7 protein-coding genes are annotated in these 12,133 nt (G+C 44.5%); 6 read left to right on the forward strand and 1 reads right to left on the reverse strand.

Features of this window, described 5'->3' with window-relative positions; translation table 11 throughout:
• Positions 1-47: 47 nt before the first annotated feature.
• From brxL to cas6e, 6 genes are all read left to right on the forward strand, one after another.
• A complete protein-coding gene (brxL, locus tag ABWV76_RS10700; protein ID WP_353375940.1) occupies positions 48-2,087 on the forward strand; it encodes a protease Lon-related BREX system protein BrxL in 2,040 nt (679 codons plus the stop codon).
• Between the two features lie 1,713 nt (positions 2,088-3,800).
• Positions 3,801-4,346, forward strand: coding sequence for a hypothetical protein (locus tag ABWV76_RS10705; protein WP_353375941.1), 546 nt, complete (start codon positions 3,801-3,803; stop codon positions 4,344-4,346).
• Between the two features lie 979 nt (positions 4,347-5,325).
• Entirely contained in the window at positions 5,326-7,476 is a 2,151-nt protein-coding gene (casA, locus tag ABWV76_RS10710) for a type I-E CRISPR-associated protein Cse1/CasA (protein ID WP_353375942.1), read from the forward strand.
• 134 nt (positions 7,477-7,610) lie between these two features.
• The gene (gene cas7e / locus ABWV76_RS10715; protein WP_353375943.1) at positions 7,611-8,687 is read left to right on the forward strand and encodes a type I-E CRISPR-associated protein Cas7/Cse4/CasC; all 1,077 of its coding nucleotides are present in this window, start codon (positions 7,611-7,613) and stop codon (positions 8,685-8,687) included.
• Positions 8,688-8,695: 8 nt separating this feature from the next.
• The gene (gene cas5e, locus ABWV76_RS10720) at positions 8,696-9,454 is read left to right on the forward strand and encodes a type I-E CRISPR-associated protein Cas5/CasD (RefSeq protein ID WP_353375944.1); all 759 of its coding nucleotides are present in this window, start codon (positions 8,696-8,698) and stop codon (positions 9,452-9,454) included.
• 10 nt (positions 9,455-9,464) lie between these two features.
• On the forward strand, positions 9,465-10,235 hold the full coding sequence (gene cas6e, locus ABWV76_RS10725) for a type I-E CRISPR-associated protein Cas6/Cse3/CasE (RefSeq protein ID WP_353375945.1): 771 nt from the start codon (positions 9,465-9,467) through the stop codon (positions 10,233-10,235).
• Positions 10,236-11,420: 1,185 nt separating this feature from the next.
• On the opposite strand, the gene ABWV76_RS10730 is transcribed toward cas6e, so the two are convergent.
• Positions 11,421-12,062: a tetratricopeptide repeat protein gene (locus ABWV76_RS10730; protein ID WP_169337098.1), complete on the reverse strand. Its 642-nt coding sequence runs from the start codon at positions 12,060-12,062 to the stop codon at positions 11,421-11,423.
• Between the last annotated feature and the right edge of the window lie 71 nt (positions 12,063-12,133).

Consider the following 12,133-nt stretch of genomic DNA (forward strand, 5'->3'; position numbering starts at 1 on the left):
CCGTATCAACAGGCTGCTTGCAAAACGATTAATAAATAGAAGACGCAATGAACAGTGAAGTTAACAGGGATCTAGACCAGCTTTTGAACGAACACTTTGCCGGCCGTGTGGTACGCAAAGATTTAACCAAGCTGATCAAAGAGGGTGCCAACGTTCCCGTATACGTGCTGGAATATCTACTGGGTATGTACTGCGCCTCGGATGACCCGGAAGTGATTGAAAAGGGTCTAAATAACGTCAAAACCGTATTGGCTGAAAACTATGTACGCCCGGATGAAGCCGAGAAGGTGAAATCCCTGGTACGTGAGCGCGGAAGTTACAAAGTTATTGACCGTGTCAGTGTGCGCTTAAACGAGCGCAAAGATGTCTATGAGGCGACTTTTAGTAATCTGGGGATCAAGGATGCAGAGATTTCTGCCGGCATCGTTAAGGATAACGAAAAACTCCTCGTTGGTGGAATCTGGGTGATTGCTACCCTGAGCTACTACCACGAGGAGGGGCAAAAAGGTTCACCATTTGGAGTAACGGTGCTCAAACCCATCCAGATGCCGCATATGCATATGGATGAGTTGTACGTGGGCCGGCAGGCTCTGAGTGTGCAGGATTGGCGAGAAACATTAATTCGCTCTATCGGCATGGAGCCCTCTAACCTGGATGATTCGGTGCAGTGGCACCTGCTAGCGCGGATGATCCCGTTTGTAGAGAACAACTACAACGTGTGTGAACTCGGGCCCCGGGGTACCGGTAAGAGCCATATTTATAAAGAGTGCTCGCCAAACAGTATTTTGGTGTCAGGGGGGCAAACAACCGTTGCCAATTTGTTTTACAACATGAGCTCGCGCCGCATTGGCTTGGTGGGTTTATGGGACTTAGTCGCATTCGACGAAGTAGCCGGCATTAATTTCAAAGATAAAGATGGTGTCCAGATTATGAAAGACTACATGGCCTCGGGTTCATTTGCCCGTGGTCGTGAACAGATGGAGGCCTCTGCTTCCATGGTCTTCGTGGGCAATATCAACCAGTCTGTCGAGTCCCTGGTCAAAACGAGCCATCTATTGGCGCCCTTTCCAGAGCCGATGATCGACTCCGCCTTCTTCGATCGTTTTCACGCCTATATTCCAGGTTGGGAAATTCCCAAAATGCGCCCGGAGTTTTTCACCAACCGCTACGGTTTAATTGTCGATTACCTGGCGGAGTTCTTTCGCGAAATGCGTAAACGCAGCTTTGCCGACGCTATCGATAAGTACTTCAAACTCGGCAGTAACCTAAACCAGCGGGACACTATTGCTGTGCGCAAAACCGTCTCGGGCCTGCTTAAGCTGTTATATCCTCATGGCCAGTTCGATAAAGAAGCCGTTCGCCAGTGTCTGGAGTACGCTTTGCAGGTGCGTCGGCGAGTGAAAGAGCAGCTAAAGAAAATCGGTGGAATGGAGTTCTATGATGTGCACTTTAGCTATATCGATGCTGAATCCCTGGAAGAGCACTTTGTCTCCGTAAAAGAGCAGGGCGGCGGCGCTTTGATTGCCGAGGGCCCTGGGAAACCGGGCTTTATCCATACCATTGGTATTAGTAATAAGGGGGTTCCGGGGCTCTATCGCTTGGAGTTACAGGTTACCAAGGGCACTGGCAAGCTGGCGACTTCAGGGCTGTGGAACTCCAATACGGCGAAAGAGCAGGTTAAAATCGCCTTCAACTACTTCAAGGCCAATGCCTCCCGGATTTCCGCCTCGGCTAAGGTACTGGAGTACGACTTTCATCTACATATCGTTGAACTCCAGAATAACGGCCCACTGGCTTCCCTGGCGTTGCCGAGCTTGGTGGCATTCGCATCCGGCATTATGGGCAAACCCGCTCAGGCCCAATTAGTTGTGCTCGGGGGTATGAGTTTGGGGGGGAGCGTTACTCCTGCCGAAAGTATCGCGGAGAGTCTGCAAGTCGCTTTTGATGGAGGTGGTAAGCGTGTTGCACTGCCAATTACCAGCGCCGCAGATATCCCCACAATTCCCGCAGAACTGTTTACCAAGTTCCAAACTAGCTTCTATGCAGATCCAGTAGATGCAGTTTTTAAAGCCCTGGGTGTAGATTGAGGCTTAATGCTAGTGAGTAAGGATGCCCATTAATTCTAGGAGGCGAATCTATCCTGATGATTTTTTATAAATCTGTATTGCAGTCGAGTCAACAACCGAGCGTGATTCATATAAAAAGTCCGACCGCCGGATTAAGGCACTGCCAGAGCGAAGTACCATTACTTGGCAAATCATGAGCCTACCGGTTGAAATAGAAAGTTATATCAGCCGAGGGGGGCCGCGGAGAACCTATGAGTAAATGGTCGTGGGAGCTCTCCAAGAAACTAAATACATACCAAAATTTGTCTGGTTGGCCCCTTTTTTTGTGGCTATATTTTGATCTTATTGGTTGAAATATAGTCGAATCGAGGCTGGAGGACTTGAACCAATGGTTCGGACTTTGGCTGGGGGTACCTGTAGGGGTACCGATTTAATAAAGTTAAAAATTTGCTTATAAATCAATTGGTTGAAGATGGAGTCAAGTCCCGCCCTGGGCACCACATCAAGATCCGAAGAAGTTCGGAATCATCCAGAAAGCCCGGTAAATCCGGGCTTTTTGCTATCTGGAGGGTACAGCCCCCCGCTCTTGTTCGTTGTCATCCGGTGCTATATTTGGTGCTACCTGGTTCAATTTAGAAACTGGTAACACCACTATGGCTCTGAATGCCCAAACCAAGCAGGTCAAACCAAGCGACAAGGACCAGTGGCTAACAGATGGCCAGGGGTTGTGCTTGTGCTCAAATCTACTGGAGTAAAGTATTGGCCGCGTGGATGCCGATTCCAGGCAAAGCAATGAACGCTGGCTCCGGGATTGCCTATAGCAGAAGTAGTAAAAGTTGCGGGAATAAATTTGCTATTCGTAGGAGGCGTGCCTCTTTTGGTAGAAAGCACATTGAAAAACACCAGGTGAGATTTGAATAGACTGAAATTTTTCTGCCGCTGTGGAAGAGTGATGAAATTATCAAAAAGGGATTTAGGCAGAAGGGATCGCCGATCATGTACGAGCCAGGTTAAGAAATAATACCTTCTTTCAAATTGGGCAAAGGCCTAACACCTACCTGCATTCCCAAGATGAAATTTCTGTTGTCCGTCATATTGAGGAGCGGGATGTAATGCATGTTGCTCTACGGGTTTTGCGGGATATTCGCTGAATTTGTTGCTATGCCGTTCAGTTTGGCAAACTTGCTCATAGTTCCACAATTGTCTTGGCGGAGCTAAATATAGCTGGGAAACTAGTTACTGTACTTTCACTTCAAGAATCCGTAAGTCAATAATTTAGTTTGATGGCAGGCTTCAGCGAACAGTATGTGGCTATCTAGCACCCAATGATAGATAGGTAAATTTTCCCTGCAAGAAGTGAGGCCGTTATTCATTATGTAGCTATGCCAGGGACTTGCAGGGTTCGCACTTGGGGCTTCTTACAAGTCAGCAGATAGAATCAAACTTTAATGTGCTCTTCGGAGTGAGAGCAACCCGAACTCTTCTGTTTAGCTAAGTAAAATTAGCTCCCCAGTCTGATTATTTCTAAATGGCACCGCGGTACATTCTATTAAGAGTAAAGTAGGGGTGAAGTTCAGCGTTTAATTGCCAGCGCCATAAATGATAATTGAACTGAAATCCTTTGATTTATAGTGCGTCAATGTAATTGAGCTGACTGAGTTCGATATTTACTTGTTAGTAAATAAAAGGGTATTTATACTGCCGCTGCGTATGTTAATTTTTTAAGGATAAAAAATGAAGTGTTTTAAAGTTATGTTATTGGTGTTGGCTTTTTTGCTCTCCAGCCCATTGTTTGCGGAAGTGGTTGCAATTGCTGGTGTTAAGCATAGTGTTACAGATTTTTCCCATAGTTCAGATACCCGGCGCATTGCAAATATTGAAATCTTCGGTGATAGTGGACAGGAAATTACCTTTGATATTACCGCAGTCGTATCAGGTCTAGGAGAAATTAAACCAGACGTCATTTGTCGCTCTTCATACGCCAGAGAAAATTGCTATACCATGGATCGCCCCAAGATCTATGATTTTGTTTATGACATCAGGATGACAGCTAGCTGTATTGCTGAAGATGGTAGCAAAATTGCAATAGGAGCTGATAGGGACAACAAGAATATCTACACCAACGTACCTATTTCAGATTTGCGTAAAGAGGTGATCTTAACTATCGATAATACCTTAATTACAGGAGGCAAGTGCGAAAATTTAACAGTCGATATTCAAGGTGATATGGACGTGATCCAAGATGTAGATTTAGAAGTTTATATTTACGAGGTATTTTAGTTCGTAGATTGATAGTGCCGGTAGAAATACCGGCTATCCTATAGTCGGACTCTGTTTCAATGTAATATCCGTTACTGATTGTGGACTTATTATAAGATCCAAGTTAAACCCTTTGGGGATCTAAAATTACCTTGTATTGAGAAAAGTATGAGACCCCCTATCTTTGAGTAATTACTTAATATTTGGTATGGAGCTGTAGAGTTTGGGTTTTAGTTGTATCTCAAATTAGCTAGGCACTTATTAAGAGTATGAGCTTAATAAAGCTGCTATTTTCTATGCGCTCGAGCGCCACTACTCCCTGATAGTTGCATAATGCAATTATAAGAATAAATTTTATTTTTCTTAATTTTGTGGTATTGCTTGCTGGGGGCAATGTCTTAACCACATGTCTTAGATAGATCGTCTGTATATCGTAGTTTATAAAAGTTAAGAGCATTTTCAAAAATCTCTTAAGGTTGCCACTTGGTCCTGTTTTGGAATTATTTATTTTTATTAAGCCTGTTTGTTGAAGCCATGATTAATGAAATTCGTTAAGATTTAAGGAGTGTTTATATTGGCTGTTGATAGAAGCTTAAGATTTTTAATATATGCCTTATAAATCCAACAAGCCAAAATCTTCGATGAGCTAGTGAAAATAATAGCACCAATTTAAGAGGCGTGAGTTCAATATCTAATAACCACAATGACTTCGACCTCTATAGGTAGGCAATATAAATGAACTGGACAGTTACTCTACTGCTAAATTAATTAAGAGCCCTTGTCAATAAACGAAAAAAATACCTATTAATTGAGATAGATCATTTTATTGGGAGAAGAATCAATTAAATTTAGAATATCTATTAGTGAGAGCCGATAGGCCATCAAATATTTATAGCGAGACCTCCAAGTATCAAGGTGAATGTAATTTCTGGTCCTTATGAAAAGGATTGGTAATATTGCTGCAATAAAACTGGATAGGATTTGATCAGGGAGGATCAAAGTGAATCTTATTAGTGACTCATGGATACCGGTAATTCGTCAGGATGGAGCAAGAGTTAAAGTCACCCCTTGGCAGATTACGGATCGGGATAATTCGATCCTTGATATTGTGACAGTACGTGCAGATTTTCGCGGGGCTTTGTATCAGTTTCTGATTGGCCTGCTACAGACTACTTTTGCACCGAGAAATGTGAATTCTTGGGGGAGGCTATATCAGGAATCCCCTTCACCAGAGTCACTCAAAGCTGTTTTTTCATACTATGAAAATGTGTTTGAGTTAATGGCTTGGACCGAGCCAGCTTTTATGCAGGATCTGGGTTTGGTTACTGGTGAGTCCAAGCCGGTTGTCTCCTTATTGATTGAAGCGCCCGGTAATAAAACCTGTAAGGCAAATTTGGATCACTTTATTAAGTGTAACCAGGTTCAAGGTATGTGTCCTAGCTGTGTTGCCACTGCTCTTTTAACCTTGCAGATCAATGCCCCTTCAGGTGGGCTGGGGCATAGAACCAGCTTGCGTGGCGGGGGCCCTTTAACCACGCTGCTAATGTCGTCTTCAGATGAAAGTAGTCTCTGGCAAAAGCTCTGGCTGAATGTATTACCAATGGAGGAAATACCCACTAGGCCGAGTAATAAGGATAGCAGTGTTTTTCCTTGGCTGGCTCCTACACGACTTTCCAACACCAACGGGATGCCTACTTACCCCGAAGATACACACCCTTTGCAAATGTACTGGTCCATGCCTCGAAGGATTCGCCTGGACCTGGCGACATTACATATTGGCTCATGCGACTTATGCGGCGAGCACTCTTCTTCTTTACTTAGTCATTTTATATCCAAGAACTATGGTGTCAATTACGATGGTGCTTGGCTTCATCCGTTAACACCCTATCGATTTGATCCAAAGAAAAAGAGCCCACCAATCAGTTTAAAGGGGCAGTGGGATGCAATCGGTTATCAACGCTGGCTTGGCCTGTTATGGCATGACGATACTCTAGGTGATCGTGCCAGTGCAACTGTGCATTATTTTAATAAGGAGTATGGTGAATTAATTAACGAACAGACTGGTGGTAATCATCTGAGTTTGTGGTGCTTTGGATATGACATGGACAACATGAAGGCCCGCTATTGGTCCGAATACCAAATGCCTGTAATTTCAGTAAAGCAGCACGAACAAGTGCATTTTGTTGAGCAAGTAAGTTTGCTAATAAAGATGGCAAGAGATGTGTTAAAGGCACTGCGCTTTTATATCAAATCTGTGTGGTTTCCTCAATATAAAGAAGCTAAAGGCGATCTTTCATTTATTGATCGAAATTTCTGGAGAATTACTGAGCCGGAATTTTACAAAATGCTGAGCATCCTCTCCACACGCTCTCAAGAACTAAAATCTGTGTCACAAAATATGATAGCAAGCTGGTACAGAACTCTTAAAACTGTTGCAGAAGAAAGTTTTGATCGGTGGATACTTGATAACTTTATAGAAGATTTAAATCAGAAAAGAGTTTTTGGAGCTAGGGAGGGTCTACAAGCCAAGTTAAGTCGTATGGCCAGAGTGAATTTACTGGATAGAGACGCTGAATTTGAGCAAGGAGAGAGCGTGATGGCGAGTTATCAATTTCTCAAAAGTGAAGATGTTTCGAAACTGCGTGCATGGCATACCTGGCTCAATACGTTAGAGGGACGCGCAGACCGTGCGCGGCTACGGCGTGCAGTAGAACCAATGGATGCTTTGGTTACTTCAGCATTCATTCGTTTTTTGAAGGCAATGCCCGACCGTTGGCAAAACAACGAAGATATTCGTCTTGAGGATGCTGCACTTGTAGCGACTTTGGCTGCTCACGTTAGCAGTGATACTCCTAGAGATGTGGCGAAAACAATTGCTCATTCTCTAGCTACTGTTGATGAAGGAAATGGACGGCCGGTGATGAGTGAGATGCGCTTTTCCCAACTGCAACGGAGTAGGGGCACTCCTGAATTTTATCGACGTCTGGTCAGGGCTCTAAGATTACTTAGTGGAAAAGCAGATATCGCCAGCCTAGCTAATGATTTGTTGCATTGGCAGCATGAAAGGCGAGTGGCACCGGTGCGAAATGTAAGGGAGCGATTGGCTGTTCGTTGGGCAACGGACTATTACGCAAGGCTGTTAGATTATTAGTTAGTCTCAAGTTTAATATTTTTTAGTCAGCGAGTTGATTTTCAAATTATGAACTTCCTTTAGAGTTCTTATCGGTATCAAAGCTGGCGTGAGTGCTTTTGAGCGAACAATCGTCTCAAAACAAGGAGAGAGTAGTGAGTCGGTTTATCCAATTACATGTTTTGACTGCCTATCCACCAGCTAATCTGAACCGGGATGATTTAGGGAGACCAAAAACTGCCAAAATGGGGGGGTATGATCGACTTCGCATATCCTCACAGAGTCTAAAACGTCACTGGCGCACTTCAGATTTATTCCAGCGTGCCTTAGGGAGAGAGGCAGAAAATGGCTTAGTTGGAACGCGTAGTAAGCGACAAGGTGTTTTGGTTTTTGAAAAGTTACTTAGGCTGGGAGTAGCAGAGAAGAAAGCAAAACTATGGGCTCAGAGGATAGCTGAACAATTTGGTAAACTAAAAAAGTCGGAAAAAGATAATCCAAGTGCGGATCTCGAAATTGAGCAGCTGGTGCACCTGAGTTTGGCTGAGCAAAAGGGTATTGAGGATCTGTTATACAAACTTGCAACAGAAGGTCGTGAGCCGGAAAAATCTGAGCTGGACTTACTGCGTAGGGAAAATATGACGGTTGATATCGCCCTGTTTGGTAGAATGCTCGCCTCCAAGCCTGCTTATAATATCGAAGCCGCTTGTCAAGTGGCTCATGCACTATCAGTACATTCTGTAGTCATTGAGGATGATTATTTTACCGCAGTGGACGACCTCAATAATCATGGTAAGGATAATGGTGCAGCTCACCTCGGAGAAGCCGGTTTTGCCGCAGGACTTTTCTACTCTTATATTTGTATCAACAAAGAGCAGCTGATTGATAACCTTGGTGAAGATAAATCACTTGCCGATCGTACACTTGCAGCCTTGACTGAAACAATTCTCAAAATTGCTCCTGCCGGAAAACAAAACAGTTATGCCAGCCGTGCATATGCCTCTTATGTGCTCGCTGAAGTCGGCGATCAGCAGCCGCGATCACTTTCCGTAGCCTATTTAAAACCCGTGGATCGCTATAGCGAGGATTACGCTCAGGAGGCGATTGATGCGCTGCAAGGACAACTGCATAATTTCGACAAGGTATATGGCCAGTGTGCTGACAGCCGCTATATTCTCAATGCCGTAAATGGGCAGGGTAGCCTGCGAGAGTTGCTGGCATTCGTTAGCGAATAGGTGGCTTTATGGAACACTTGGTATTTCGCCTTTATGGCGCCATGGCATCCTGGGGAGAGGTTGCAGTTGGTGGAATCAGGCACAGTGCGTGTTATCCCAGCAAGTCAGCTATTGCAGGTTTGCTTGGTGCAGCATTGGGTATTAAGAGATCAGAGGAAACACAGCAGTTGGAGTTGGCGAGAGGGTATTGTCAGGCAATAAAAATAGTTAACTCGGGAGTTCTGCAAAGAGACTTTCATACAATACAAGCTCCAGACAGTGCCGGTAAATTCCGTTATCGCACACGTAGGGACGAATTGGTAGTGGGCTGCAGCCGGCTGGGCACTATCTTGTCTCAACGCGAATACTTAGCCGATGCTCAAGTATTGGTCGCTCTTAAAGCAACAGAGAGCGCGCATTGGTCGCTGAAAGATCTGGCTGGGGCACTGGCTCGCCCCAAGTTTCATCTGTATCTGGGGCGTAAGGCTTTTCCTTTGTCGGTACCCACTGCTGCTCATTTAATAGAGGCTGAGAATTTTCGGCATGCACTTGATCTGTACCCATTGACTGACGTCTTGCAGTATCAACTTACATGGGCAAGGCAGGAGCGCTGGCGACCTGATGATTTGCCTAGCCAATACTACTGGGAGGGTGATATAGAGGATTTTTCACAGGAAGATGAACAGTTTTCCTTGGGAGCTGTGCAGCAATTGAGTCGCCTGGACGAACCTCTATCTCGCAAGCGCTGGCAGTTCCAGCCGCGTATGGAATATCACTGGCGTTCATAAGGAAGTGGCTATGTACTTATCCAGAATTCAAGTGTCCTCCAGTTTAGCCATACAAGCGCAATTGGCGACCCTGTTGAAAAATAACAGCTACGGTATCCATCAGATGTTATGGGAGTTATTCAATGGTAGCGAGCGTTTTCTGTTTCGTGAGGAATCAGCCTGTGAGCAGCTCCTGAGTGAGCAAAGTCTGCCAGTATTTTACCTGCTTTCTCGGAAGAAGCCGATTAGAGATGGGTCGCTGTTTAGTGTAGAGAGTAAAGCTTTTATACCTCGGTTACAGGCCGGGGATCGGCTGGCGTTTCGCCTGCGAGCCAACCCTACTATTTCACGAAAGTCGGCTGTGGCTGGCCGAGGTAAGCGTCATGATATTTTGATGGATGCCCAATATCATTGGTTACGTGATCAATGTAAAACTCATTCACTTTTGCAAAGCGGAAGAAAGGGAGAGTTGAAACAGCGCCTACTGGATGCAAAACCAGGTTTCTATGCAGGTGGGCAAATAGAATCCCGGCTCCAGGAGGTATCCGTGGTAGCTTCTCGTCACTGGCTGATTGATAGGGGCTCGCGCATGGGTTTTGATATTTACCCTCCAAAACTTCACAGTAATGGCTATCGCTGGAACCTTCTGCCGAAAAAAGGACGCGGTGCTGGTTTCTGCTCAGTAGATTATCGTGGAGAACTGCTGGTGACTGATCCAGAGTTATTCTTACAGAAGATTTGTACGGGTATTGGTCCGGCCAAGGCATTTGGTTGTGGTTTGATGCTGATACGCCGCATTTGACTTTTAGAAGAGTGGAGTATTTGCAGGCTGAGTTTTTTTGATGAGGGCGTATATATTAGACACGTTCTCGAGTATGAAACAAGTATTGTCAATTTCCCAGCTCAGGCAGGGCTTTACCGATAAAATCAATCCCGATTGATTTTCTCCAGGTGTGTTCCCCACATGGGTGGGGTTTAGCCGGTAGTATTTTTAAAATACAGATGAAGGCCAATATGTTCCCCGCTATGCGGGGTCAGTTTACTGTGGGAGCAATAGCTTAGCCTAAGGCGTGAGCTTCTCAATGGTCTGGAGGCAGTTGATAAAACTCGACTAAGGCTTTAATAATTTCCCTCCTTGTGTTGAATTACCTATTTAGGGGTAATGCACTTTCATAATTCTAGTGGTAAGTTATCGCGCCTATTTCTGGCGACGTAAATAATTAGCTGATTACTAAATCTTCAAAGTTTGAACTTTCCCTGTGCCCACGGGGATGAACCGACGATGGAGAAATCGTTAGTCGGAGTGTGGATGTTTCCCTGCCTGTGCAGGGTTGAACAAACTCTGGGGAATGATGTTATCTGCTAGAGTGTTTGCCGGGGATGGGGTTTGTGCTGTACGAGTGCTATGGCCAGCAGTCGATGTTCGGCTGCTGGCCACTACTTTTTAGGGCATCCTTTCCTTGGACCAGCTAACCGGATAGTGCTTGCATTCTCTATCTACCAGTTTCAAAAGTGAGGGTATTCTGTATTGGCCATACCTTGTAGGATATGAGGTTTTTAGGTTGTAAGGCCAACACCAAAACTACTTATATATAATGGCTTGATGCTATTACCTCGTAGAGTGTCAGCTTTGCCTGGAGTCCCTTTATATCGTTTTTTGGCGGATCCGATAATTGGGACTTTATATGTTAGCACTTGGTATAGATAGGTCCTTAGGTCGGGCTGCAGCTCTGAACCCAGTGTGACATAGTTATCAATCACAATAAATTGCGATTGTAGTTGGTTTTCCTTGATTAGAGCTAAAATGCAAAGTAGTCCTCGTTTGTGCTTGGTTGTTTTTTTATTTTCGTGTCTGTTCTTTACGGGGTAGCTGCTCCAGATAGTTTACATCAACAGCCGGGATCACTTACCAAGCTCCAGTATTAGAAAAGAATTACTTTCTTTAGAACAAAGTGTTTAGGAGTAAGAATATTTCCTGCTTTATGCCTTATCCTGACAGTTCTGCTTTAGCCTGCTTAAGAATATCCTTATGGATGCTGCGGTAAAAACTGTTTGTTTCATCTGCATTTTTTAGGATTCTTTGCAGTATATTCATAGCTTTATCTCCTTGTTGAAGCCTTTTTAAAAAGATTGCATAGTAAAGACCTGCGGCGGGCCCACTATAATAGCTGTACAGTGTCTCGTATTCATGTTCAGCCTCGGCAATCATCTGTAAGGCATCCAGGGTGCGAGCATAGAGTAGATGGGCATCCTGATCTTTAAACTCTGGACTCTTGTCTATCAAAAAATCCAGGGTTTCCTTACAGTTGTTAAATTCTTTGAGCAAAAATAGACATCGAGCTAATCCGAACAAAATCTGAGGGTCATCCTTAAAGGGGCCTTGCAAGCTCTTTTGATATAAGTCCTTGGCTTCCTGGTTCAGCCCCTTCTCAAGGCACTCCTCCGCCATTTTTATATAGTTTTTTATGCTACTGGATTTGGCCAGATTTTGTGCTGCCTGATTGATATCTTGATTTGGATTCATCAGTTTCTGGACTTTTCTACGAGCTTTTTGTCCGTTTCGGGAATTATTCATTTCTGGCAATATTTCCAAAATCAGATAGGCAATAAGTCCCGCCAAAGGCAGCATGACCAGGATCCATATCCAGGTGGTATTGCGCCCGGTCTTCAGTACGTGAATAACAAAAGCGACTTGTATCA

It is taken from the genome of Microbulbifer sp. NBRC 101763, from assembly GCF_040371615.1.
Lineage (GTDB): Bacteria > Pseudomonadota > Gammaproteobacteria > Pseudomonadales > Cellvibrionaceae > Microbulbifer > Microbulbifer variabilis.